The organism is Nesterenkonia sp. CL21, from assembly GCF_031705515.1.
GTDB lineage: Bacteria > Actinomycetota > Actinomycetes > Actinomycetales > Micrococcaceae > Nesterenkonia > Nesterenkonia aethiopica.
Window position 1 is genome coordinate 190,316 of record NZ_JAUTWR010000005.1, and the last position, 25,263, is coordinate 215,578.

General features: G+C 70.4%; 19 protein-coding genes. 9 read left to right on the forward strand and 10 right to left on the reverse strand.

Going from position 1 to position 25,263, the window contains the following annotated elements:
- Window positions 1-38: 38 nt before the first annotated feature.
- Both cobA and nirB read right to left on the reverse strand, forming a co-directional pair.
- Window positions 39-854 carry a uroporphyrinogen-III C-methyltransferase gene (gene cobA, locus Q7C18_RS09970; protein ID WP_311025270.1) on the reverse strand — a complete coding sequence of 272 codons (816 nt, stop codon included), beginning with the start codon at window positions 852-854 and terminating at the stop codon, window positions 39-41.
- A complete protein-coding gene (gene nirB / locus Q7C18_RS09975) occupies window positions 851-3,568 on the reverse strand; it encodes a nitrite reductase large subunit NirB (protein WP_311025271.1) in 2,718 nt (905 codons plus the stop codon). The genes cobA and nirB overlap by 4 nt, the downstream gene beginning before the upstream one ends.
- Before the next feature lie 226 nt (window positions 3,569-3,794).
- Here nirB and nirD point away from each other — a divergent pair, with 226 nt between their 5' ends.
- Window positions 3,795-4,184, forward strand: coding sequence for a nitrite reductase small subunit NirD (gene nirD / locus Q7C18_RS09980; protein WP_070158806.1), 390 nt, complete (start codon window positions 3,795-3,797; stop codon window positions 4,182-4,184).
- Between the two features lie 172 nt (window positions 4,185-4,356).
- Here the strand turns inward: nirD and Q7C18_RS09985 are convergent, their stop codons facing one another.
- The 3 genes from Q7C18_RS09985 to Q7C18_RS09995 are packed head-to-tail and all read right to left on the reverse strand — an operon-like array spanning window position 4,357 to window position 9,830.
- Window positions 4,357-6,060 carry an FAD-dependent oxidoreductase gene (locus Q7C18_RS09985; RefSeq protein ID WP_311025272.1) on the reverse strand — a complete coding sequence of 568 codons (1,704 nt, stop codon included), beginning with the start codon at window positions 6,058-6,060 and terminating at the stop codon, window positions 4,357-4,359.
- On the reverse strand, window positions 6,057-8,345 hold the full coding sequence (locus Q7C18_RS09990; RefSeq protein ID WP_311025273.1) for a molybdopterin oxidoreductase family protein: 2,289 nt from the start codon (window positions 8,343-8,345) through the stop codon (window positions 6,057-6,059). Before Q7C18_RS09990 ends, Q7C18_RS09985 begins: the two co-directional genes overlap by 4 nt.
- A gap of 51 nt (window positions 8,346-8,396) precedes the next feature.
- On the reverse strand, window positions 8,397-9,830 hold the full coding sequence (locus Q7C18_RS09995; protein ID WP_311025275.1) for an MFS transporter: 1,434 nt from the start codon (window positions 9,828-9,830) through the stop codon (window positions 8,397-8,399).
- A 376-nt stretch (window positions 9,831-10,206) separates the two neighbouring features.
- Between Q7C18_RS09995 and Q7C18_RS10000 the strand changes: the two genes are divergently transcribed.
- The 3 genes from Q7C18_RS10000 to Q7C18_RS10010 all read left to right on the forward strand — a co-directional run bounded on the left by Q7C18_RS10000 (window position 10,207) and on the right by Q7C18_RS10010 (window position 13,357).
- On the forward strand, window positions 10,207-11,226 hold the full coding sequence (locus Q7C18_RS10000) for a hypothetical protein (RefSeq protein WP_311025276.1): 1,020 nt from the start codon (window positions 10,207-10,209) through the stop codon (window positions 11,224-11,226).
- Between the two features lie 119 nt (window positions 11,227-11,345).
- Window positions 11,346-12,287: a hypothetical protein gene (locus tag Q7C18_RS10005; RefSeq protein WP_311025278.1), complete on the forward strand. Its 942-nt coding sequence runs from the start codon at window positions 11,346-11,348 to the stop codon at window positions 12,285-12,287.
- Window positions 12,288-12,418: 131 nt separating this feature from the next.
- Complete coding sequence (locus tag Q7C18_RS10010; RefSeq protein ID WP_311025279.1) at window positions 12,419-13,357, forward strand: hypothetical protein; 939 nt, start codon at window positions 12,419-12,421, stop codon at window positions 13,355-13,357.
- A gap of 20 nt (window positions 13,358-13,377) precedes the next feature.
- Here Q7C18_RS10010 and Q7C18_RS10015 read toward each other — a convergent pair whose 3' ends face one another.
- Together Q7C18_RS10015 and Q7C18_RS10020 are read right to left on the reverse strand one after the other, a co-directional pair.
- Entirely contained in the window at window positions 13,378-14,481 is a 1,104-nt protein-coding gene (locus tag Q7C18_RS10015; protein WP_311025280.1) for a CPBP family intramembrane glutamic endopeptidase, read from the reverse strand.
- 139 nt (window positions 14,482-14,620) lie between these two features.
- Entirely contained in the window at window positions 14,621-15,406 is a 786-nt protein-coding gene (locus tag Q7C18_RS10020; protein ID WP_070158540.1) for a methyltransferase domain-containing protein, read from the reverse strand.
- Window positions 15,407-15,570: 164 nt separating this feature from the next.
- Between Q7C18_RS10020 and Q7C18_RS10025 the strand changes: the two genes are divergently transcribed.
- The gene (locus Q7C18_RS10025; RefSeq protein ID WP_311025282.1) at window positions 15,571-17,052 is read left to right on the forward strand and encodes a hypothetical protein; all 1,482 of its coding nucleotides are present in this window, start codon (window positions 15,571-15,573) and stop codon (window positions 17,050-17,052) included.
- A gap of 398 nt (window positions 17,053-17,450) precedes the next feature.
- Here the strand turns inward: Q7C18_RS10025 and Q7C18_RS10030 are convergent, their stop codons facing one another.
- From Q7C18_RS10030 to Q7C18_RS10040, 3 genes are read right to left on the reverse strand one after another with little or no spacing between them, the layout of a single operon-like run.
- Window positions 17,451-18,578 (reverse strand): nitronate monooxygenase, encoded by a 1,128-nt coding sequence (locus Q7C18_RS10030; RefSeq protein WP_311025283.1) that lies wholly within the window; start codon window positions 18,576-18,578, stop codon window positions 17,451-17,453.
- Window positions 18,579-18,598: 20 nt separating this feature from the next.
- On the reverse strand, window positions 18,599-19,519 hold the full coding sequence (locus Q7C18_RS10035; protein ID WP_311025284.1) for a DMT family transporter: 921 nt from the start codon (window positions 19,517-19,519) through the stop codon (window positions 18,599-18,601).
- A gap of 60 nt (window positions 19,520-19,579) precedes the next feature.
- Complete coding sequence (locus Q7C18_RS10040; protein WP_070160334.1) at window positions 19,580-19,954, reverse strand: metal-sensitive transcriptional regulator; 375 nt, start codon at window positions 19,952-19,954, stop codon at window positions 19,580-19,582.
- A 111-nt stretch (window positions 19,955-20,065) separates the two neighbouring features.
- On the opposite strand from Q7C18_RS10040, the gene Q7C18_RS10045 reads away from it, so the two are divergent.
- From Q7C18_RS10045 to rlmN, 4 genes are all read left to right on the forward strand, one after another.
- The gene (locus tag Q7C18_RS10045; protein ID WP_070160337.1) at window positions 20,066-20,287 is read left to right on the forward strand and encodes a heavy-metal-associated domain-containing protein; all 222 of its coding nucleotides are present in this window, start codon (window positions 20,066-20,068) and stop codon (window positions 20,285-20,287) included.
- Window positions 20,284-22,617 carry a heavy metal translocating P-type ATPase gene (locus Q7C18_RS10050; RefSeq protein WP_396954356.1) on the forward strand — a complete coding sequence of 778 codons (2,334 nt, stop codon included), beginning with the start codon at window positions 20,284-20,286 and terminating at the stop codon, window positions 22,615-22,617. Before Q7C18_RS10045 ends, Q7C18_RS10050 begins: the two co-directional genes overlap by 4 nt.
- 137 nt (window positions 22,618-22,754) lie before the next feature.
- A complete protein-coding gene (locus tag Q7C18_RS10055; protein WP_311025285.1) occupies window positions 22,755-23,828 on the forward strand; it encodes a siderophore-interacting protein in 1,074 nt (357 codons plus the stop codon).
- A 59-nt stretch (window positions 23,829-23,887) separates the two neighbouring features.
- Window positions 23,888-25,234: a 23S rRNA (adenine(2503)-C(2))-methyltransferase RlmN gene (gene rlmN, locus Q7C18_RS10060; RefSeq protein ID WP_311025286.1), complete on the forward strand. Its 1,347-nt coding sequence runs from the start codon at window positions 23,888-23,890 to the stop codon at window positions 25,232-25,234.
- Window positions 25,235-25,263: the final 29 nt, after the last annotated feature.

Sequence of the window (25,263 nt, forward strand, 5' to 3'; positions counted from 1 at the left end):
GGGTCCAGTGGGGAGTCCGGTGGTGCTCAGCGACGGGCTCACAGCACGGCCCCCGCCAGGGCGCGGATCCGCTGGACGCCCGCGCTCGCCGTCGCCTCACCGGCAGGCAGGCGGTGGGCGGCCTCTCCCGTCATCGGCTCGACGGCGGCCAGCCGCACCACCTCGCCGATCACCAGGACCGCCGGGTGGCTGATCCGGGCCTGGGCGGCCACGCCCAGGATCTCGCCCAGCGGGGCGATGGACACGCGCTGGTCGGTGCCGAAGCCGTGTTCCACGACTCCCACAGGGACGTCGTCGCCCAGTCCGTGGCGGCGCAGCCCGGTGACCGTATGGCCCAGCGTGCCGACACCCATGAGGATGACGGTGGTGCCACCGAGCCCGACGAGACCGGCCAGCTCCTCCTCGCTGAGCGGATCATGCCCGGAGATCACCGTGAACGCCTTCGAGACGCCGCGGGCGGTGACCGGGATCCCGGCGGCGGCCGGGACCGCGATGGCCGAGGAGATCCCCGGCACCACGGTGACCGGCACCTCGGCCTCCCGGCAGGCGGCGACCTCCTCGCAGCCGCGGCCGAACACGAACGGGTCTCCGCCCTTGAGCCGCACCACGGCCTTCCCTGACTGTGCTGCCTCGATCATCATCTGGTGGATGGTCTCCTGCGGGACCCGGTGATGTCCAGGCCGCTTCCCGACGTCGACCAGCTCAGCCCCCGGCGCCCAGTCGGGCAGGCCGTCGGTGGGGGCGAGACGGTCGTAGAAGACGACGTCGGCGGCGGCCAGCGCGTCCCTGGCGCGGACGGTCATCAGATCCGCCGCACCCGGCCCTCCGCCGACCAGGGTCACATGCCCGATCATGACCGCACCCCCACCGGCTGAGCAGCGGCCGCCGCGGGTTCGCCGCCGTCCTGACGCACGGGGATGCGGGGACCGGAGAGCAGCACGGGCCCCTCGCCGGCGGCGGCCGCCTCGACCTCCTCCGCGGTGGCCGGGCGTCGCTGGTCCCGCTCCACCACGTAGGCCAGCCCCGTGTCCGGGGCGTCGGGGGCGTTGACGAAGCTGCGGAACCGCCGCAGCTTCTCCGGGTCCCGCAGGGTGGCGGCCCATTCGTCCTCGTAGCGGCCCACGTGGGTGGCCATGGCGGCCTCCAGGTCCTCGGCGATGCCCAGGGTGTCCTTCACGACGACGTCGTGGACGTGGTCCACCCCGCCGGGCAGCTCCTCCATCCAGCGGGCGGTGCGCTGCAGCCGGTCAGCGGTGCGCACGTAGTAGATGATGTAGCGGTCGATGTAGCGCAGCAGGGTCTCGTCGTCGAGGTCCTTGGCCAGCAGCTCGGCGTGGGCGGGCGTGGCGCCGCCGTTGCCGCCCACGTAGAGGTTCCATCCCTCCGAGGTGGCGATGACGCCGACGTCCTTGCCACGGGCCTCCGCGCACTCGCGGGCGCAGCCGGAGACGCCGAACTTGAGCTTATGCGGCGAGCGCAGCCCTCGGTACCGCATCTCCAGCTCGATGGCCATCGCCACCGAGTCCTGGACGCCGTAGCGACACCAGGTGGAGCCCACACAGGACTTCACATTGCGCAGCGCCTTCCCGTAGGCCTGCCCGGACTCGAAGCCGGCCTCCACCAGGCGCTTCCAGATCAGCGGCAGCTGCTCGAGACGGGCGCCGAACATGTCGATCCGCTGGGCGCCGGTGATCTTGGTGTAGAGGTCGAACTCCTGGGCGACCTCCGCGATCACGGCGAGCTTCTCCGGGGTGATCTCCCCGGCCGGGACCCGCGGCACCACCGAATAGGTGCCGTCCTTCTGCATGTTCGCCAGGGCGCGGTCGTTGGTGTCCTGCAGGGTGCCGCGGCCGCCGTCGAGGATGTACTCGTCATGCTGCGCCGCCAGCACCGAGGCGATGACCGGCTTGCAGATGTCGCAGCCGAAGTTAACGCTGGCGTCCGCGGGGGTCCCGAAGCGCTCGATGATCTCGGCGAAGGAGGTGAGCCCGGTGGCCTGCACCGCCTCGAAGAGCCCGGCGCGGGAGAGGCCGAAGTGCTCGCACAGGGCGGTGGAGACCTCCATCCCCTGGGCGACCATCTCCTTCTCCATGATCTTCTTGGCCATCGGCAGACACGAGCCGCACTGGGTGCCCACCTTCGTGCACGACTTCAGTGCGCCGATGTCCGCACACGGCGGGGCGACGCCGTCGCCGACCACGGCCTTGCGGATGGTGCCCGCGCAGATGTCCTTGCAGGAGCACACCTGGGCGTCGTCGGGCAGGTCCAGGTCGGCGACCTCGCCGCCGGCTGCCGAGAGGAAGGCGCCCGGCTCGGCCGGCAGCTCGCGGCCCAGCAGCGGGCGCAGCGAGGAGTAGGGGGAGGCGTCGCCGACGAAGATGCCGCCCAGCAGCGTCTTGGCGTCCTCGGAGACCACCAGCTTCTGGTAGACGCCGCCGGCCGGGTCGGCGTAGACGACCTCCAGGGCGCCGTCGGTCTCGGCGAAGCCGTCCCCGAAGGAGGCCACGTCCATGCCGGCGAGCTTGAGCTTCGCGGCGGTGTCGAAGCCGTCGAACTCGGCCGCCCCGCCGGCCAGCCGGTCCGCGACGACCTCGGCCATGGCGTTGGCCGGAGCCACCAGGCCCATGCAGATGTCCTCGAAGCAGGCGACCTCACCGATGGCCCACACATGCGGCGCCGAGGTCGCGCAGGTGGCGTCGATGACGGCCCCGCCGCGGGACCCGATGTCCAGACCGGCCTCACGGGCGAGCTCGTCGCGGGCGGTGATGCCGATAGCCGCGACGATCAGATCCGCCTCCACCGTGTCCATGGCGGGGAAGGTCAGGGCGTAGCGAGGCTGTGGAGCAGCGGACCGGCCGTCTCCCGCGGCGGCGTCGCGGATCTCCAGGCCGGCGGGGCGCTCGCCGCAGTGGAGGTCGTAGCCCTCCTTCTCCAGCAGGCGGTTCAGGGTGCGGCCGCCGAACTCGTCCAGCTGGGCGTTCATCAGCCACGGCTTGGAGTGCACCACCGTGACCTGTGCGCCCAGCCCCTTCAGCCCGCCGGCGGCCTCGAGCCCGAGCAGGCCGCCGCCGATGACGGCGCACTGCGGAGTGCGGCCGAGCTCGACGGCGAGGTCCGCCACCCGCTGACGCAGCCAGTCGACGTCGTCGAGGGTGCGGTAGACCGCGATCTCCTCGGCGCCTGCCAGCCGGGGCCGCGGGGCGGAGGAGCCGGTGGCCAGGACGAGCTCGTCGTAGCCGTGGGTCTCGCCGTCGGCGGTGGTGATCCGCTGGGCGGCGACGTCCAGCGCGGTGACGGACCGTCCGGTGTGCAGGGTGACGGTGGGATGTTCCCAGAGGGAGGGCTCGCCGAGGAGGAGGTCGTCGTCGATCTCGAAGCGCTTGGACAGGGCGACGCGGTCATAGGGCGGCAGCGTCTCTTCGGTGAAGACGCTGATCCGGGTGCCGGGCAGCTCGCGGGAGACGAGGGCCTCGGTCAGCCGGTGGGCCGCGGGGCCGCCGCCGACGACGACGATGTGCCGCGTCTCGGCGTCGCTCGGAGTCGGGGTCGCTGTGCTGGGTGCAGACATGATCCTCACCTTGCCGGTCGAGAAGAGCGTGTCAGAGGCACCGTGACGGTGCCCTGTGCTCGGGGTTGGATCCAGCGTAGGGAGAGGCGATTTCCCTGCCGTATCGCCTTTGTAAAGCCAATATGACGAGGCGTTCAGCGTGGTGATCCGGGGTGCTGAAGGACGTTTCACCGGGGGGAAACACGCGCGCACGATGGGGGAAATCCCGCACGCCTAGCGTGGATGTATGACAACAGCACTGCATCTCACCGAAGAGCCCGACCTGACGCTCGCCGACGCCGCGGCGTCGACCGACGGGCGCCACGCGGTCTGCCGGCTGGAGGACCTCGAGCCCTTCTGGGGCGAGGCGGCCCTGGTCGAGGGCGTGCAGATCGCCCTGATCCGTGTTCCCGGAGACCGCGTGTTCGCCGTCTCCCAGTGGGACCCCTTCGCGAAGGCCCATGTGATGGCTCGCGGGATCGTGGGCACCAAGGGCGGACGGCCCACTCTGGCCTCGCCGATCCACAAGCAGGTCTATGACCTGGAGTCGGGTCAGTGCCTCAGCGAGGACGGGCTCGCGCTGCGGGTCTTCGCGGTGGACGTCGATGCCGAGGGCAGGGTCCACGTCAGCCTGTGACAGGGGCGGGCCGGGGTGCTCCGGTCCGCCCCTCTGGTCTGGTCCTCATGTCGAGGAGTCAGTTCCCCGTGCATCTCACCCCACCTGACGCGTGTCAGGCGGGGTGAGGGGGTGCCGGGAAATGACTCCTCGACGCTCGTGTGCCCGCTCAGGGACCCCGGATGGAGGGGCCTCAGACCACGGCGGGCTCGGCCGCGGCCAGCATCCTCTCGATGTTCCGGTGGCAGGTGCCGCAGCCGGTGCCGGCCCGGCAGGCCGCCCCGACCTCCTCCACGGTGTCACAGCAGGATGCCGCCTCCTCCACCTGTCGGGCGGTCGCCCCGGAGCAGCGGCACAGGACGTCGTCGGGCCCGAGCTCGGCCTCCTTGGTGGCGTGCTCGGCGGCGAGCAGGGCGGTGCGGTCGGCCACGGGCAGGGTGCCGCGGGTGCAGTGCAGCGCCAGCTCCGCCGCGGAGCGTGGCATCCCCACCGAGACGAACCCCAGCAGACGATCACCCTCGGTGACGATGCGCAGATATTGTCCGGCCTTGGGGTCGGACCAGGTGGACACCGTCGGCGCCTCGGGGTCCCAGGGATCCACAGCAGTCTCCCCAGCGCAGGCCACGGACAGCGTCTTCGACTTCACCAGGATCACATCCAGCGTCTGCGGGGCGGCGCCCGCCGTCGCGGCCCTCGCTGGAGCCGACGCCGTCAGATCGACGGGACGCCCGGCGGCGTCGTGCTCGGTGGGCGCGCTGAGTCCCAGGTCGGCACGCAGAGTGCCGGCGGCCGTTTCGGCCTGCGCCCAGCCGGGGCCGATGAGCCCGCTGGGGTCACGCCCTTCGACGGCGGCACAGTCACCCACCGCGAAGACGTGTGGGTCCCCGGTGCTGCGGCACTGCCGGTCCACCACCACGCCCCAGGCGGTGGGCAGTCCGGCATCGGCGGCCAGGCCGTCGCGCGGGCGCACCCCGGTGCAGGTGATCAGCAGTGAGGTGTCGATCTTCTCGCCCAGCGAGGTGCGCACGGCGGAGAGCCGGCCGTCGTCGGCGACCACCGTGTTGACGTCGCAGGCGGAGCGGACGTCCACGCCGGCGTCCACCAGCTGACGGCGCAGCAGCATCCCGGAATCGGTGTCGATCTGTCGGCCCATCGGCACGGTGCCGCGGTGCAGCAGCGTCACCTCACCGCCCACCTCGGCGATCGCCAGGGCGGCCTCCACTCCGAGCACGCCGCCGCCGAGCACCACGGCCCGCTCACGGCGGGAGACGATCTCGCGGATGCGTCGGGCGTCATCGAGGTCTCGCAGCGCCATCACCCCGTCCGGGTACCGGCGGGGCTCCTCAGACTCCGCCCCCGGCGCGCGAGATCTGCGCCCCGCTGAGCGGCCGTTGGCCTTCATGGTCAGCTCGGCGTCGATGTGGCCGTCGCGGCGCATCTCCAGTGTCATCCGCGGCACGGTCGGCTCCGCGCCTGTGGCGAGGACCAGCTTGTCGTAGTGCAGGATGCCGCCGTCGTCGAGGGTGATGATCCGGGAGGCGGCATGCAGGGCGGTGGCGGTGACCCCGCAGCGGACCTCGATTCCCGTCTCGGCCAGCTCGGCCTCGTCGGCCAGGGCCAGGTCCTCCGGTTCGCTGCGCCCCACGCTGACGTCGCCGATCCTGATCCGCTGGTACGCCGGGACGCACTCGGAGCCCACCACGGTCACGCGCAGGTGGCCGGCGGCGACGTCGTCACGCAGCTGCTCGAGCAGGCGGGCGGCCACGGGGCCGAAGCCCAGCACCACCACGTGAGGCGCCGGTGCGGTGGTCGTCTCCGCGGGGGAGGCCTCGATGTCGGAGGTGCCGGAGGACAAGGTGTCAGCGGCGGGACGGGGGGCGGTCGACGGGGACGTCACAGGCGGGTCTCCTTCGAAGGGGCGGTCACAGCAGGCTCAGCGTCATGGGTCACCCCGGCCGGCGTCGTGCGAGACGCCCCACCCGGGCGCAGCGTCACGGGCGTGTTCTTGAACTCGGGCATCCGACTCTGCGGGTCGGTCAGCGCCTGGGTAAGCCGGTTCGCGGTCCCGGCGCCGGCGTAGTGGAAGGGGGCGAAGATCGTGTCGGTGCGGATGCCGGCGTCGCAGACCACCCGCGCGGTCATCTCGCCCTGGGCGTTGGCGATGACGGCCTGGTCGCCGTCGTCGAGGCCGTGCTCCAGGGCGGTGGCCGGATGCACGGCCACGGTCGCCTCCGGGTGGGTGTCCAGCAGGGCGGGCACGCGGCGGGTCTGCGTGCCGGACTGATAGTGCTCCATGTGCCGGCCGGTGGTCAGGGTGAGCTGCCCTGGGGCCGGGGCGGGGATCTTCCCGGGGGTGATGGCGGCCAGCCGCGCCTTCCCGTCGGGGTGGGCGAAGCGCTCCAGGAACATCCGGGTGGTGCCGATGATCGGCTCCCCGGTGAGGGAGGCCTCGCCGCTGAGCGTCGCCGAGGGGACCGGCCAGTACGGGGCATGGCCGGCGTCGATGAGGTCCCAGTCGAGCCCCGAGTAGTCGGCGGCGGCGCCGGCGGTGGCTCGGCGGATCTCGGCGAAGACCTCTGCCGGGTCCACGGGGAAGCCGCTGGGGCGGCCCAGCCGGCGGGCGAGCTCGTGCCAGATCCACAGCTCCGAGCGCGGCCCGGAGTCCGGGTCAGCGGACGACGGCGGCTCCACCAGCTTCCGACGGCGCAGCACCCGGCCCTCCAGGTTGGTCATGGTGCCGTCCTCCTCGGCCCACTGCAGCACCGGAAGCACGACGTCGGCCTCCTCGGCGGTCTCGGAGAGGAAGAAGTCGGCGACCACCAGCAGGTCCAGGGCGCGCAGGTTCTCCACCACCCGGCCGGCGTCGGGCGCGGAGATCGCCACGTTGGAGCCGTGGACGAGCAGGCCCTTCACGCCGCCGTCGCGCCCCATGGTGTGCAGCAGCTGGGCGGCGGGCCGGCCGGGGCCGGGGAGGGATTCCTCGTCCACGTCCCAGATGCGGGCCATATGGGCGCGGTCGGCCGGATCGGTGATGGAGCGGATGCCGGGCAGCTGGTCGGTCTTCTGACCCATCTCCCGGCCGCCCTGCCCGTTGCCCTGCCCGGTCAGGGTGCCGTATCCGCCGGCGCGGGTGCCGGGCAGCCCCAGCAGCAGGGCCAGGCTGATCGCCGCGCGGGCCGTGTCGGTGCCGTCCTTGTGCTGCTCGACGCCGCGCCCGGTGAGGATGTAGACGGGGTCGCCGCCGGCGCGCGCGGCCCGGGCGGCGTGGCCGAGCCGGCGGGCCACCAGACGGATCTGATCGGCTCCGACGCCGGTGGCGGCCTGGGCTCGTTCGGGCCACCAGTGGGCCACGGAGCGGCGGAACGCGTCCAGCCCGGTGACCCGCCGGCTGAGGTAGTCCTCGGCGGCGAACCCCTCCTCCAGGACCACCTGGGCCACGGAGAGCAGCAGGATCAGGTCCCCGCCCGGTGCCGGGGCGATGTGCAGGCCGCCGCCGTCGGCGGTGAGCTCGGCGGTGGCGCTGCGCCGCGGGTCCACCACGATCAGACCTCCGGAGGTCTGGGCACCTTCCAGGTGCTGCACGAACGGCGGCATCGTGTCGGCCACGTTGGACCCCAGCAGCAGCACGGTGCAGGCGGCGTCGAGGTCCGTCAGCGGGAACGGCAGGCCGCGGTCCAGCCCGAAGGCCAGCGTGGAGGCCTTCGAGGCCGAGGACATGCAGAACCGGCCGTTGTAGTCGATCTGCGCGGTGCCCAGGGCCACCCGGGCGAACTTCCCCAGCGCGTAGGTCTTCTCATTGGTGAGGCCTCCCGAGCCGAAGACGCCGACGCCGTCGGGCCCGTGCTCGTCCTGGATGCGGTGGATCTCGGAGCCCACATGGGTCAGGGCGGCCTCCCAGGTGGTGGGGTGCAGCTCGCCGTCGTCTCCACGCAGCAACGGTGCGGTGAGCCGGTCCTGACGGCGGGTCAGCAGCTCGGCGGCGGTGTTGCCCTTGCGGCACAGCCTGCCCTGATTGGTGGGGAAGGAGGCGCCGTCGACGCTGAAGCTGTCCGGTGCTCCGGGCCGCTCGACCACCGTGAGGTCCATGGCGCACTGCAGGGCACAGTACGGACAGTGGGTCTGCACCGTGCGCGTCGAACCTGTGCGCGTCGAACCTGTGCGGGTGCGCGCCGTGGGGGTCATCGGGGAATGCTCCTGGGGTCGGGGTCAGCCGGGGTCGTCAGTTGCGGCTCGTCAGACGTTGGCCTTGGCGAAGATTGTGCCCGGTCGCATGTAAACGGCCCATGTCAGTCCTGCAAAGCCGATGTAAGCCGCCGCGAAGCACCAGAAGGCGACGTCGAATCCGCCGGTGGAGTTGTGGGAGAAGTTGAGGATCTGCGGGATGGCGAAGCCGCCGTAGCCGCCGACGGCGCCGATCAGGCCCAGCGCCGCCGAGGCCTTCCGCTCATGGCCGACTCGGTCGTCGGCGCTGACGGAGAGCTTGAACACCAGCGGGATCATTCGGTAGCTGGAGCCGTTGGCGATGCCGGTGAGGGTGAACAGGGTCAGGAACAGCAGCAGGTAGATCCAGAAGCTGGCCATCGGCAGGGTGAGCACCACCAGGGCGGTGACGCCGGCCATGAGGATGAAGCACAGGGCGGTGATGCGGGCGCCGCCGATGCGGTCGGCGAGCTTGCCGCCGTAGGGACGGGCCAGGGAGCCGACCAGCGGGCCCATGAAGGCGAGGGACAGCGCGGCGCCGAGGACCTGGAAGCTGGAGAACTCCGGGAAGGTCATGTTGATCAGCGTGGGGAACACGGAGCCGAAGCCCATGAACGAGCCGAAGGTCCCGATGTAGAGGACCGCGATGATCCACAGGTGCTTCTCCTTCAGCGTGGACAGGGACCCCTTGAGGTCGTTCTTCGCGTGGGAGAGGTTGTGCATGTACTTCCAGGCGCCCCAGGTGGCGAGCAGGATGAACGGGATCCAGAAGATCCCCGCCATGGGCAGGTTCGGCTGGAAGGTGCCGAAGGCGAAGGCGGTCACCACGATCGGCACCGTGAACTGGGCGACGGCGACACCGAGGTTCCCGCCCGCGGCGTTGACGCCCAGTGCCGCACCCTTCTCCTTGGCCGGGTAGAAGAAGGTGATGTTGGCCATCGAGCTGGCGAAGTTCCCGCCGCCGAATCCGGCGGCCGCCGCGATCGCGAACAGGACCCAGGTGGGGGTGTCGGGGTTGCCGAGGCTGAAGGCCATGGCGAGGGTCGGGATCAGCAGCAGCAGGGAGGACACGATGGTCCAGTTGCGTCCGCCGAACATCGCGACGGTGAAGCTGTAGGGGACGCGCAGGGTGGCGCCCACCAGCGGCGGCAGGGACACCAGCCAGAACTGTTGGGAGGTGGTGAGGTCGAAGCCCACCTGGGGGAGGAAGACCACGGTGACGGACCACAGCTGCCAGACGGCGAAGCCCAGGAACTCGCAGAACACGGACCAGATGAGGTTGATCCGGGCAGTCACCCGTCCTGGTCCCTCCCAGAAGCGGGAGTTCTCAGGCTGCCAGTTGGTGATCCAGCGGCCGCGTTCCACGACCAGCCGGTCTTCGGGCGCCCGGCCGACCTCGGCAGGCGGGGCGGCGTGGTGCTGCTCGGTGTCAGTGAGGGGTCCGGTGCTGTAGGGCTGCGGGGTCATGGTGTCCTGCTCTCCTCCGCTCGACGGCGGGCACGTGGTGGAACCTGGGCTGGGAGCGTGAGACAGGGCCTCACGGTGAGCCCCACGATTCCAACTCGGTGTTTCGCCCTGGGCATCGCAGAGTTTCGGCCAGGAAAAACCAGCCTCAGCACCAGTCCGTCCGGTGGTGAGGTGCCGGATGGCCGCGGAATGGCACCGTTGTGTGGCACCGTCGTGTGGCACCGTCGTCGGGTGCGGTGCGCGGGCCGCGCCGAGGCGCGGCATCTCCCGGTCTGCCGCCGGCGTTGCTACTGTCGGGGCAGCGGGCCGGTGCCAGGGCCGAGGGGGCTCACACGGGTGCGTCGCAGGTTGAGTGACGGGACGGAAGGACGGACTCATGAGCGGACATGGGGTGGACCGACGAGCGCTGGCCGCTGCGGTGACGGCGGGCGGCCGCCGCGCACCGGAGCACAGGGGAGAGCTGACCGAGGATGAGCCGAGGGGAGACCGACGGTCGCCGACGGTGCGGCTGCGGGCGGCCGGGCTGCTCTCGGCGGCGATGCTGCTGCTCAGCGGCTGCGTGAGCCTGGGGGATGAACAGGCGACCGACGCCGAGCCCGACGACCAGGAGACCGTGGATGAGGACGGAGACACCGACGGAGACACCGGGTCCGACGACACTGAGGACCGCGACGCCGAGGACGATGACTCCGACGATGATGAGGCTGACGACGAGGAAGACGACTCGCTCGGCCCGGACCTGGACCGCGAGGGCGAGGACGACGAGGACGACGAAGAAGACGATGAGGATGACGACGAGGACGACGACGTCGGGGAGGGCCCGTCCATCGAGCAGGACATCCTCGCCGGGTACCTCGACCCCGATGACCTGCCGGACGGCTGGCTCTATCAGGAGGGCCCCACGCCGTATCTGACCGAGATCGAGCCGGGCGAGGAGCGCATCCGGTACGACTTCTCGCTGGACTGGACCGGCTACGACCTCGATGAGGACTGCGAGGACGCGCTCGCGGACATCGATGACCTCTCCACCAGCGCGTCAGGATCCGGGGAGGCGGTCATCTACGACGACGCCTTCGGGGTGGTGGAGATGGACGTGTTCACCACGGACCGGAGCCTTGACCTCATGGGCCCCTACAGCGCCCTGGCGGACGCCTGTTCGGAGCTGGTGTACGAGGACGGGGATGAGGCCATGCTGGAGCCTTGGGACGATGACGACATCGGCGGGTTCTGGGCCGAGGAGGTCATCTCGGGACACAAGATCTCCACCGGGCTGGCCGTCTGGGACGGCGACGGCGTCCACCTGTACATGTTCGTCGAAGGCATCGACGACAAGGAGCTCATCGAAGAGTTCCTCGCGGACCAGATCGCCTCGTTCGAGGAGATCGACTTCCGCTGACCTACCCGCTCGGAGGTGACGCCTGGTAGCCTCTGGGCTCACCAGATCGGTGTGCCGGAAGGGAGAGCCGGCTCGATCGTTCTCACAGACCTGTGACGACGACGGGAAGGGATCTCCCGATGCGTGAGCACGCCCTCGAACGCTTGTCCTGCCGCCAGTCGGCGCACGGTGGGCCCAGCTGGTCCGTCCCAGCTCGCCTCGCCTGCGTGTGCGCGGCCGTGGCGCTGGTGGCCGCCTGCGCCGACGCGCCCGAGGAGAGGGGTACGGCGGATGCCGACGCGACCCCCACACCGCAGACGCCCGAGGCCGACCCCGGCCTGCCCGACGATGAGACACCGGACGATGGGACACCGGACGATGGGCGAGAGGCCGACGCCGAGCAGGAGGCCGAGGCTGAGGGGAACGGGGAGGATGAGGACCTCCCGGCAGGGGAGGCGGAGCAGCGCGCGAGCCGCGAAGCAGGAGAGCAGGTGCTGCTGGAGGTGTTCCCCGAGGAGCAGGATCTCCCCGCGGGGTGGGCCATCGTGGAGGGCCCGGAGCCGGCGGTCGACGACTTCGGCGGGGTGCGGCACGACTTCTCGCCCCCATGGGACGATGCGTTCGGCTGGCTGGGAGTGGAGGAGACGGACCGAGAGTGTGAGATCGCGCGTGAGCGGCTCACCGGGCTGCGCGAGGGCGAGGCAGGGATGTCCGTGGTGCTCGTCCACGAGGCCATGGAGTTCTCGGGGGCCGGACTGTCCGTGTATGTCGCTGACGCGTTTCCCGACCTGCTGTGGGCATACCAGGAGATGATCACCGACTGCCGAGAGCTCGTGACCGAGGACGGTCAGGAACTGGCCAAGGACACGTGGGAGCGAGAGGACGCCGTCGGCTTCTGGTTGGACGTCGCACTCTACGACGCGCTCACCGATGAAGAGATCGCAGGGTCGAGCAGCGGGTACGTGTGGGTGGGGGACGGGGTGGCCTTCCATCTCCAGGCGCGTGACCTCACTGAACGTGACGCGGCGGAAGCGTTGGTGGAGCACCTCATCTCGTGGTTCGAGGCGGCCCACCCCTCCTGATGCGGTCGACCCCTCCCGCTGTGCCGGTACCCCCTGGTAACCTGAAGGCACCCCGATCGACGCGCTGGCAGGGAGAGACCAGGCCGATCGTTCGCACAGACCTGTGACGACGACGGAAGAGGACTCTCCCCATGACCCCCACGACTCGGTTCACCGACGGCTCGACGGAGCCGCAGCTGCTCGACCAGACGACCTCTCGGTGGTCAGCCTCCCTGCTGTCGATGCGGGGGGCCGCGCTCTCCGCGCTGGCCCTGACCCTGACGTCCTGCGGTGATTCCGGCGAGGACTCCGAGACTGCTGCCGAGGTGGAGGACGCTGACACCGTGACGGCTGAGGACTCGGACGCCGACGCCTCGCCGGACGATGCCGCCGATGATGAACCTGTCGAGCATCCCGACGACGAGCTGGACGAACAGAACGAGCTCGATGAGCTGGAGGAGTACGACGACCTCTCCGACGAGGAACTGGTGGAACGGTACGGAGAGCCTCCGGAGACTGAGCAGCATCTCCTGGAGGCCGCCCTGGACGACGATGAGCTTCCAGAAGGCTGGACGTACTCAGAGGGTCCCACGGCATACCTGAGCGAGGACCGACGGCGAGGGGACTCCACTCCTCTGGACTTCGAGATCTCTGCGGAGGACGCGGCCACGGGAGCCGACTGTGACGAGGCGATGGCAGAGCTGCGTCGGCTGATCGTGATCAGCACGGGGCTCGTGGAGTCGACCTTCCACATTCCTGGTGAGGAGGACGGGATGGCTCATATCAAGCTGTTCACCGCGGAGGGCGACGACGACGTCGCCGGGCTCCACGCTGACCTCCCCGATGCCTGCCCCACGGTGGAGGGAGACGACGGACTCGTCGTCGAGATGCAACCCTGGGACGATCCGGATGTCGGGGGATTCTGGTATTCCACCGAGTATGAGGGGATGACCGGCACCGCCGGGGTCGCGGCCTGGGACGGCGACGGTGTCCATCTCTACGCGCGCTTCGTCCAGGAGGGCGACGAACAGGCCCTCGAGGAGCACCTGACCGCCCAGATCGACGCGTTGGAGGAGATCGACTTCCGCTGAGGTGAAGCGGCCGGCAGACGTCAGGCGCTCGCCGGGGCGAAGCTGCGGCGGCGGGTCAGCAGCAGCACGCCCAGCAGAGCGGCCGGCAGCAGCCAGCCGGACCAGCCCTGCAGGGTGGCCTGCCGAAAGTCGAGCTGTTCGCCGAAGGAGGTGAACCAGTAGGCCAGGATCGTCGCCGCGGTGATCATCGACTGGGCGAATGCGGCCGGCCAGACTGATCCTGAGCGCATGCGCAGCCAGGCCAGGACTCCGCCGATGATGATGCAGAAGACGATCATCAGCCCCATGGCCTGGAAGACGTCGGCCTGGTCGTAGAAGAAGCCGACGGCCAGCAGCGGCGCATACCAGAGTCCGTTGGCCGCCCCGGTGATCAGCACCGCGCGAGTGGTGCCCCAGCGCAGCTGCGCCCGGGGGAAGAACCAGCCGCGCCAGCCGATCTCCGCGCCCACATGGAGGAAGACGAAGCCGAGGGCGGCGGCGAAGATGATCCCGGCCTCGACCATCAGGCCGGTGGCGATGAATTCAGTGGGGTCGTGGCCCAGACGCTGGCCCAGATCCTGGACGAAGACCGGCATGGACGGGTCGAAGGCGTAGACCCCCAGCAGGCCGCCGATCGGCAGAGCGGCCATGCTGAACGCGAAGAACAGCAGGATGCCCAGCACCGACCAGCTGATCAGTCGAGACACCGGGCGCAGCGGTGTGATGCCGAGCGCGTCGGTCACCGTCTGCGGCCGCAGGCGAGTGGTGATGTCGACGTCGGCCGCTGAGTCGTGCTCAGCGTCGTGCTCAGCGTCGGCGTCGGGCTCGGCCTCACGCGTCCGCGCCAAGTGGCCGTAGAGCACCTGGGCGGGCTGGCGCCGTTCCATCACGTGGACGGCCACGGCTGCCAGTGCGGGGCTGAGCATGAACAGGTTGAAGAAGATGTCCAGCGGTGCGGCGTGCCGGTCCGGCGCCTCCATCAGCACCAGGGGCAGGCCGATGAGCCAACCCAGGGCCAGAGCCAGGATCAGATAGGTGCTCATGATCACCAGCGGGGTCCGCGGAGTGGCCGGGGCGGTGCGTACAGGCACGCCGTCGGACGGCTCCTGGGCTGCCGGTCGGGTGTCAGGGGAGTGCTGCGACATGGGAGGCCTCACTGGTCTCACGGTCAGGGGAAGGTCCGGTCCAGCCCCCGATGATACGGGGTCTGGCTTGACGTCCTGACCGAGACGCAGAAGGCCTGCGCGGCCGCGCCCGGGAGTCCGAGCGCGGCCGCGACGCACATCACTGCGCTGGGCGACGAGCGATGAAGAACAGGCGACGGAACGGCAGGACCGTGCCGAGCGAGGTCTGCGGGTACGCCTCGCGCAGAGCGGCCTTGTACTCCTCGGTGAACCGGCTCAGCTCGGGCTCCGGGAGGGCCTGGAGCACCGGGCGCGCGGCCGCCGCGGAGATCCACTGGAAGACCGGGTCCTCGCCCTGCAGCACATGGTGGTAGCGGGTCTCCCAGGCTTCCACCTCCCAGCCGGGGCGGGCGACGTCGAGCATGTAGTCGGTCAGCGCGTGGGTCGGCTGGAGCAGGGAGTCCTGGTCGATATGGGTGGCATAGGGTTCGCGGGAGGCGAAGTCGGCCAGCAGCGAGTGGCTGGGTGCGCTGAAGTTCCCCGGGATCTGGACGGCCAGCGCCCCGCCGGGCGCCACCATGTCCAGGATGTGGGGCAGCACGTCCCGATGGTCGGGGAGCCACTGGAGGGCCGCGTTGGAGACCACGAGGTCCACCGGCTCGGGGACCTCCAGGTTCCGGATGTCCGAGCGGATGTAGCTGATGCGGTCGTCGTCGGTGGCCTCCCGGGCGCGGTCGAGCATCTCCGCGCTGGAGTCGACGCCGGTGATCGTCGCGTGCGGCCACATGCCGCGCAGTACGGGCATGCCGTTTCCGGGGCCGCAGCCCAGGTCCAGGATGGTCTCCGCCTGGGGGAGGCGGACGCGCTGGAGGAGGTCGATGAAGGGCTGCGTGCGCTCGGACGCGTAGGTCAGATACGCACCCGGGTTCCACTGGGTACTGGGCATGGCTGTCATTCTATGGACGCTGGTCAGCGGAACCGAGGGGCCGGGACACATTCCGACACCTGGTGGGGCGCCGCGCTCGCCTGCGGTGGGACGCGCCGTCACCTCGTCGTCACAAACTGCGAACGGTTTGCATCTATTGCGAGCGATTCCTGATAATGATTCGCATGAATAGGAATGCACTCACTCTGACCTCCCTGGCCATGGCTTCGGCTCTGGTCCTGTCCGCCTGCGGCGATGAAGGCGCCGCCACCAGCGACGAGGAGGAGCTGGACACCGCCGCGCAGACCGAGGAGACGGATGCCGGTGACGAGGACGGTGCGCAGGAGGAGGACTCCGAGGATGAGCGAGTCGAACCGTCTGACCGGGAGACCCATGAGGCCGGCGGGCCGACGACTCGTCTGGCCGTGACCCATGACGGCGGAGTCGCCGTGCTCGACGGGGCGACCTTGGATGTTCTCGGAGACTTCGACGCCGAGGGCTTCGTGCGCGTCAACTCCGCCGGGGATGGCCGCCACTTCTTCCTCTCGGAGGGTGAGTCGTTCCGCCTGCTCGACGGCGGCACCTGGGGTGCTCCGCACGGCGAGCACAACCACTACTACACGACCGATCCGCTGCTGACGGACATCACCGTCGACGGTCCCGAGCCCGGTCACGTCGTGGCCCACGACGGCGTCGGTGCCCTGTTCTTCGACGGCAACGGGGAGATCCACAGCTACGACCTGGGCAGCCTCGACGCCGAGTCCGAGATCGAGGCGGAGGTGGCCGAGACCGAGGAGGCCCACCACGGCGTGGCCGTGGTCAACGCCGACGGTTCCCGTTTCGAGACCCTGGCCGATCGCAGCGGTGCCCGTTTCCTGGACGCCGACGGCGAGGAGGTCGCCCGCAGCGAGGAGTGCCCGGGGGTCCACGGTGAGGCCGCGCTTCCGGACCACACCATCGCAGTGGGCTGCGAGGACGGTGTCCTCCTGTTCGACGGCGAGGAGTTCACCAAGGTCGAGGCCGGCGAGGACTTCGCGCGGATCGGCAACCTCTTCCCCCACGATGACTCCCCGGTGCTGCTGGGCGACTACCTGCTGGATGAGGACCGCGAGGAGCCGATGACGGAGGTGGCCCTGGTCAACTCCGAGACGGAAGAGATCGTGCTGGCGGACATCGACGCCGCCTACAACTTTCGCTCCCTGGCGCGTGGCCCCGAGGGTGAGGCGCTGGTGATCGCCGAGGACGGGCAGCTGCACGTCATCGACGAGGAGACCGGCGAGCACATCGACCACCTCCAGATCATGGACGAATGGACCGAGCCCGAGGAGTGGCAGGAGCCGCGACCGGCCATCCGCGTGGTGGACGACATCGCCTACATCACCGAGCCGGACGCTCAGACGATCCACATGGTGGACCTGAACGAGCTGGAGATCATCCACGAGGCCGAGCTGGACTTCGCACCGAACGAGATCGCCGCGGTGGACGGCCGCCCCGTGGAGGGTGTGTCCGACGACTTCGAGGGCGAGCACGACGGTGACGAGGACGACCACGAGGGTCACGACCATGGCGACGAGGACCATGGCGACGAGGATGACCACGACCACGATGACGATGACGATGATCATGACGACCATGATCACGATGATGAGGACGATCACGACCACTGAGTCGGGCGTCCCTGATGGACTCGGGTGGTTCTGCCAGACCCGACACCGCTGACGGTGTCACGGACAGCGTCAGCGGACTCCTCCTGGCAGGTGCGAGATGGGGTGGCGCTGTCGCCGCCGGAGATTCTTGGGCGGATCTCCGGGCATGACGGCGCAGCGCATGACACCCCTGGCAAGGTAGGTGGGCGGCGGCCCGGTCACAGAGCATCAGCTCTGGGCCGGGCCGCCGTTCTGTCTGCAGGGTCCTGTCTGTCTGCAGGGTCCTGACAGCCCGTTTCGGCCAAGAGATCGTCTCTCAGCGACAGATCGTCGCCAGACTCAGGGACGATTTCTCAGGGGCGGACGATCCACGGGCGAGGAGCCGGGCGGAATCCCGTCACGGACGCCAGTTCGGGAGGTCAGGGCGTGAGGCGGGCGACGACGTCGGCGGCGGGCTCCTCCCGGCAGGCATCGGTGCGGGTGCCTGCCCACAGGCTCAGGTGCTCAGCATCTCCGGCGGCTGCCGCGGCCGCACGCAGCGGGGCGGTCAGCTGGTTCACCTGCGGATAGCCGGTCACCGCGTGTCGGTCCATCTGGTCGATGAACCGGTTGCGCAGGCCCCGCGCCGGCCGTCCGGAGAACGCCCGGGTCACCACGGTCTCCCGGCGTGCCGGATCCAGCACCGTCTCCCGGTGGGGCGCGCGGGTGCCGGCCTCGGACGCCGTGAGGAACTGGGTCCCCACCTGCACGGCCTGCGCGCCGGCGTCACACAGGGCGGCCACGTCCTCGGCCGTCCCGACCCCTCCGGCCCCGATCAGCGGCAGACTCGCCGAACCGCCGTCGCCGTCATCTCCGTCGCGGCGGCCCTCCAGCGCGCCGCGCACCGTGCGCAGCAGGTCGGCCGTGTCGATCGGGTCGGGATCGTCGTGCATGTCCAGCACCGAGCGGTGTCCGCCCGCCTGCTGCCCCTGCACCACCAGGCCGTCAGGCCGCAGCTGCGCAGCACGCAGCGCACCGGGCCGGTCGGCCACGGTGATCACGACGGCGGAGCCGACCTCCTGCAGTCGGCGCACCACCTCCGCCGCCGGGAGGCCGAAGGTGAAGGAGACGACGGCGACCGGCCGGGAGACCAGCAGCTCCACCTTGGCGGGGAAGTCGTCATCCGACCATGCGGGAACCTCAGGAACCTCCGCGCCGAGGGCATCCGCCACCGGGCGCAGAGCGGCTCGGTACCCCTCCAGTGCGGCGGCCTCGGCGGTGTCCGGGTCGGGTACGAACAGGTTCACGCCCACCGGCAGAGGCGCGACCGGCAGAGGCTCGACCGGCAGGGCCCCGTCCGGCGAGGCAGGGGAGCTCAGGAGCTCCCGGGTGCTGTCCAGCTGGGCGGCCAGCGCGGCGGCAGAGAGGTTGCCGGCGGCCAGCTGGCCGAACGCACCGGCGCGGTGCACCGCGGCGGCCAGCGCCGGCGTCGCCGGACCGCCGGCCATCGGGGCCTGGAGGATGGGGGAGCGCAGCTGGCTCAGCAGCCGCTGAAGTCGGGTGCTCATGCCGCCGAGGCTACCCCTGGTCAGCGCCGATCCACAGCAGATGACTCCCGGCCCCGCCGTCTCCGATGGGAGGCGAGGGACGCCCACCAGGCGCCCAGGATGATCACCGCGCAGCCGGTCAGCTGGATCGGTGACGGCGTCTCTCGCAGCAGCACTGACGACAGCCCCAGGGCGAACACTCCGGGCAGCAGCAGCAGAGTGGAGGTCGCGGTCTCCGAGATGCCGGTCATGCCCACGTTGAGGCACCAGAACACGACCACTTGGCCCACGAACGCCAGGGCCAGCAGCTGGCCCCACGTGCCAGGTTCGGCGGGCCAGTGGGCGCCTCCGGTGATCACGGCGCCGACTCCGGCCGCGGCTCCGGCTGAGAGGCACACCAGGGCGAGGACCGTGAACGGTGCGGGTTTGGTGGTCGCCGGTGCCGTCCGACGGATGACCGCCAGGTAGATCGCATAGGCGGTGCCGGCGGCCAGTCCGGCCAGCACTCCGCCCAGCTGGACCCCGCCGACGTCGAAGGTTCCGGCGGTCATCGCCACTCCGGTGAGCATCAGCGGGATGATCGCCGCCAGCTGCGGCATGGGCCGTGCGCGCTCCACCAGCCAGGCGATCAGGGGCAGGGCGACGAGTTGGATGTTGAGCAGCACGGTGGCGATGCCGGGACCCACCAGACCGATGGAGGTGTTCCAGAAGCTGTAGTCGATCCCCAGGGCGAGTCCGGCGACGAGTGCGCCGACCACGGTGCGAAGGGGCAGCGAGGCGGCGCGGTCCACACGGCGCAGCTCCCACAGCGCCAGGGGCAGCAGCATCGGGACGGCGAGGAGGCATCGCAGGGAGGCGATGACCAGGGGGTCTGCCGCGATGGTGGAGATCAGCAGTGAGGTGCCGCCGAGGGCGAAGGTCCCGGCCAGGAGGAGCAGCGTGCCCTTCAGCGGAGTCACCATGCGGTCAGTGTGGCACACCGGTGCCGGTGCGCTTGAGCGCTGTGACGGGGGAGCGGCTCGTCAGGACTTGACCAGGCGTCGGATGGCGTCGGAGGCTTCTTTGAGCTTCTCCTCGCCGTCGGCACCTCCCTCGGCCACGGCGCCGGCGACGCAATGCTTCAGGTGGTCGTCCAGCAGGGCCAGGCCCACGTTCTCCAGGGCGGAGGTCATGGCGCTGATCTGGGTGAGGATGTCGATGCAGTAGGTGTCGTCCTCGATCATCCGGTGGATGCCTCGAGCCTGTCCTTCGATGCGGCGCAGTCGCGAGAGGTATCGGGACTTGTCGGACATGTATCCATGATGGGTGTGTTCGGCGTGCTCGCGGGGTTCGGGAGTCGCCGTGCTGTCGGTGCCTGCCGTGCCCTCGCTGGGGGCGGCCGTCGTCGTCTCGCTCATCGGTCATGGCCTCCTTTTGTGACGAAGTGTACTGGAGAGGGGTATACAAGTGTACCCCCTGGGGGTATAGTTGTCGGAGTCAGATGATCACTCACGTCACGGAGGAGCACCATGGCCACCACCCTGCAGTACACCGTCACCGGCATGACCTGCTCGCACTGCGAGAGTGCCGTCCGGCAGGAGGTCGAGGCCCTCGACGGCGTCCAGGGCGTCGAGGTCAGCGCGGCCAGCGGCACGCTGCGCCTCACGGCTGAGGACCCGGAGCGGGTCTCCGACGACGCCGTCATCGCCGCCGTGGACGAGGCCGGATACGAGGCGGTGCGCGCCTCATGACCGATGCCTCCGGATCTGCGCGCACTGCGCCGCCGCACAGGGCTGAGAGCTCCGACGGCGTCGAGCGACTGGAGCTGGAGATCGGCGGGATGACCTGCGCCTCCTGCGCGAACCGCGTGGAGAAGCGCCTCAACCGGCTCGACGGCGTCACCGCCTCGGTCAACTACGCCACGGAGAAGGCCTGGATCAGCGGCGAGAACGTCGAAGACCGCCAGGACTTCGTCCAGGCTCTCATCGCCGCCGTCGAGAAGACCGGCTACACCGCTGAGCTTCCTGAGGAGGATGAGTCGGAGGAGGACGAGCGCGCCGACCGCGAGCTCCGCGGGCTGAAGCGTCGCCTGGTGATCGCCGCCGTGCTCAGCGCGCCCGTGGTGGTCTGGGCGATGGTCCCGGTCACCCAGTTCGACGGCTGGGGGTGGGTCTCCCTGGTGCTGAGCCTGCCGGTGGTGCTGTGGGCCGGATGGCCCTTCCATCGGGCCGCGGCCCTCAACGCGCGGCACGGCATGGCCACCATGGACACGCTCATCTCCTTGGGGACCTTGGCGGCGCTGATCTGGTCGCTCTACGCGCTGGTCTTCGGCACGGCCGGAGATCCCGGAATGCGCCACGAGTTCAGCCTCTTCCCCGAGCATGTGGACGGCGCGGCCAATATCTACTTGGAGGTCGCCACCGCCGTGACCGCCTTCCTGCTGCTGGGCCGCTATCTGGAGAAGCGTTCCAAGCGGCAGGCCGGGGCCGCACTGCGCTCGTTGCTGCGCATGGGGGCCAAGGAGGTCTCGGTGCTGCGCGCAGCTCAGGAGGTCCGCATTCCGGTGGAGCAGCTCGCCGTCGGGGACGAGTTCGTCGTCCGACCCGGCGAGAAGGTCGCCACCGACGGGGAGATCGTCCGCGGCGTCTCGGCAGTGGACATGTCGATGCTCACCGGGGAGTCCATCCCCGTGGAGGTCTCACCGGGCAGCCCGGTGGCCGGAGCGACCGTCAACACCTCCGGGCGCCTCGTGGTGCGGGCCACCCGCATCGGAGCCGACACTCAGCTGGCCCAGATGGCGCGCCTGGTGGAGGAGGCCCAGTCCGGGAAGGCTGAGGTGCAGCGGCTGGCGGACCGGATCTCCGGGATCTTCGTGCCGGTGGTGCTGGTGATCGCCGTGATCACCCTGCTGGCCTGGCTGCTGATCGGACACCCCGCCGAAGCCGGGTTCACCGCCGCCGTCGCCGTGCTGATCATCGCCTGCCCCTGTGCCCTGGGGCTGGCCACCCCGACCGCGCTGCTGGTCGGCACGGGCCGGGGTGCCCAGATGGGCATCCTCATCAAGGGGCCCGAGGTCCTGGAGCACTCGCGGACCGTGGACACCGTGGTGCTGGACAAGACCGGCACGGTGACCACCGGCTCCATGCGGCTGACGGCGATCCACTCGATCGGCGCTCCGGAGACGGAGCCCGAGCCGGTGACCGACGCCGACCATCGGCTCCTTCGCCTGGCCGGCGCCCTGGAGTCCTACTCCGAGCATCCCATCGCCCGCGCCGTCACGGCCGCGGCACGGGAGACCCACGGGGAGCGGGACGGCTCCCTGCCCGAGGTGGAGGGCTTCCGGAACCATGAGGGTCGCGGCGTCTCCGGCCAGGTCCAGGGGCGTGACGTCTGGGTCGGGCGGCGCAGCTTCCTCGCCGAGCAGGACGTGGACCTGCCGGACGAGGTCCTGGCGATGTGCCGCCGCGTCGAGCGCGAGGGGCGGACGCCCGTGCTGGTCGCCGTCGACAGCGCCTTCGCCGGCGTGCTGATCGTCGCCGACGCCGTCAAGGAGACCTCAGCGGAGGCGGTCTCCCAGCTGAAGGGGCTGGGGCTGACTCCCGTCCTGCTGACCGGTGACAATACGGGCACCGCCGAGCGCGTGGCCGAAGAGGTCGGCATCGCTGAGGTCATCGCTGAGGCGCTGCCCGAGGACAAGGTCGACGCCGTGAAGCGTCTGCAGGGCCAGGGACGCACGGTGGCGATGGTCGGCGATGGTGTCAACGACGCCGCCGCCCTGGCGCAGGCGGATCTCGGCATCGCCATGGGAACCGGCACCGATGTGGCGATCGACGCCGCCGACATCACCATCATCCGAGGAGACCTGCGCAGTGTGGCTGACGCCGTGCGGCTCTCCCGGAAGACGTTCACCACGATCCGTTCGAATCTGTTCTGGGCGTTCCTGTACAACACGGCGGCGATCCCGCTGGCCGCGCTGGGCCTGCTGAACCCGATGCTCGCCGGGGCGGCGATGGTGCTCTCCTCGCTGTCCGTGGTCGGCAACAGCCTGCGGCTGCGCGGGTTCCGTGCGCGGGCCCGGTGAGCGGGTCCGGTGACAGCGGCGTCACAGTCGGTTTCGTCATTGCGAAGTTCGCTAAAGGGCGTCTACTGTGGTGAGGCGAACCTTCCCTGATGGCTCGATCGAGCGCATCGGGGTCGCCCCGACCTGTGGAGGATCCCATGAGCGCACAGCCGGTCGACGTCGCCGAAGCGACACCCGCCCGCCCGGAGATCCGAGCCGTGGAAGGCTCGGGCCGCCGCGCCACGGCGCCGACCGCGCCGACCGACGGGTCGACGGCCGAGGCTCGCCCGATCCCGGCGACCCGTGCGTTCCGGACCACGGTGGCCGACGTCCTACGGCTCAGTCCCCATTTCATCCGGGTGACGGTGACCGCTGAGGACCTCCGCCACTTCTACACCGGCGGGCTGGACCAGCGGATCAAGGTCTTCCTGCCCCGTGCCGACGGCGAGTTTCCGGAGATCGGGCTCTTCGCCGACCCGGCCCCCACGATCATGGAGTGGTACCACCGCTGGCGCGAGCTCGACGACGCGGAGCGCAATCCCATCCGCACCTACACGGTGCGCGCGATCCGTCCAGAGCAGCGCGAGATCGACATCGACTTCGTGGTCCACGGCACCGAGGGTCCGGCCTCCGCCTGGGTGAGCGCCGCCCGTCCCGGTGATGAGCTGATCGTCATCGGCCCGGACGGGCGCTCCGATGAGGTCGGGGCCGGCATCGAATGGAACCCCGGCACCGCCCGGGACGTGTTGTTGGCCGGGGACGAGACCGCCGTGCCTGCCATGTGCGCGATCCTCGAGTCCCTGCCGGAGGGCATCACTGGTGAAGCGTACCTGGAGGTGCCCAGCAGCGAGGACGCCCTCGAGGTCACCACCCGCTGCGGTGTCACCGTCCACTGGCTCGGCCGCGACGGTGCGCCTCTGGGGGAGCGGCTCACCGCGGCCGTCGAGGACTGGGCGCGCCGCCGGGAGGAGATCTTCGCCGCCCGGCAGGCCGCCTGCGAGCCGGCGCGCGCCGCCGTCGGTGCCCCGGACACCGGCGAGCTGCCCGAGGTCAGCGAGGACGCCGTGCTCTGGGAGGTCGCCGACCCCGAGGGATTCCGGGAGTACGCGTGGCTGGCTGGAGAGGCCGGCGTCATCACCGGTCTGCGCCGCCACCTGGTCAAGGGCATCGGCATGAGCCGCAAGCAGGTCTCCTTCATGGGGTACTGGAAGGCGGGCCGCGCCAGCGCCTGACCCGTCCCCCTGGCTCATCCCCTGACCCGAGGCCGCCCCGGCATGGGACACTGGTGTCGATGTCGACTTCACCGAAGAACCCGGAGACGCCGCGCGCGGCCGCGGCGCAGCGCCCCACCCGTGCCGACGATGCCCGCCCTCAGGTCCGGCCCAAGCCGGAGGGGTGGAAGCAGCCCATGGGTCCCGACGGGCGCCCGCAGCTGCAGTTCGCCCAGTCCGCACGTGTCACCCAGCCGCCCAAGCACCTGGCGGACATGAGCCTGGAGGAGCGCATCGCTCGCGCCAAGGAGCTGGGCTACCCGGGCTTCCGGGCCAAGCAGCTCTCCGTGCACTACTTCCAGCACTACACCTCGGACCCCTCAGAGATGACGGACCTGCCGGCGGCCACGCGGGAGGCGATGGTCTCCGAGTTCCTGCCGCCGCTGCTGACCGAGGTCCGTCGGCTGCGCACCGACGACGGCGCCACCATCAAGTTCCTCTGGCGGCTCTTCGACGGCGCCCTGGTGGAGTCGGTGCTGATGCGGTACCGGAACCGCATCACCCTGTGCATCTCCTCCCAGTGCGGCTGCGGGATGAACTGCCCCTTCTGCGCCACCGGCCAGAACGGGCTCACCCGCAATATGTCCACCGCGGAGATCGTGGACCAGATCGTCCAGGCGAACCGGGCCATCGCCGCCGGAGAACTCGACGCCCCCAGTGCGGCGGAGATCGCCGAGGAGCGGGACCACGCCGGCCTCGGTGAGGAGACCGACTTCGCCGAGGAGGGGCCTGAGCCTGCCGCGGGCGGGACGCAGCGCACCGGTCCGCAGCGGGTCTCCAACATCGTCTTCATGGGCATGGGTGAGCCGCTGGCGAACTACAAGCGGGTGATGAATGCGGTGCACCGGATGATCGATGACGCCCCCGAGGGCCTGGGGATGAGCGCCCGGGGCATCACCATCTCCACCGTCGGCCTGGTGCCGGCGATCCGGAAGCTGGCCGATGAGGACCTGCCGATCACGTTCGCCCTGAGCCTCCACGCCCCCGACGACGAGCTGCGCGACGAGCTCATCCCGGTGAACTCGCGCTGGAAGGCCGACGAGGCGATCGATGCCGCGTACTACTACTACGAGACCACCGGCCGGCGGGTCTCCATCGAGTATGCGCTCATCAAGGACATGAACGACCACGGCTGGCGCGCGGACCTGCTGGCGGACAAGCTCAACGCCCGCGGGCGGGGATGGGTGCACGTGAACCCGATCCCGCTGAACCCCACCCCGGGCTCCATCTGGACGTCCTCCGAGCCGGAGGTCATGCAGGAGTTCATCGCACGGCTCGAGGCCAAGGGTGTGCCCACCACGCTGCGGGACACCCGCGGCAAGGAGATCGACGGCGCCTGCGGCCAGCTCGCCGCCGCCGAGGACTGAGCACGCACCGCTTCACCGCGGCTGCGGCC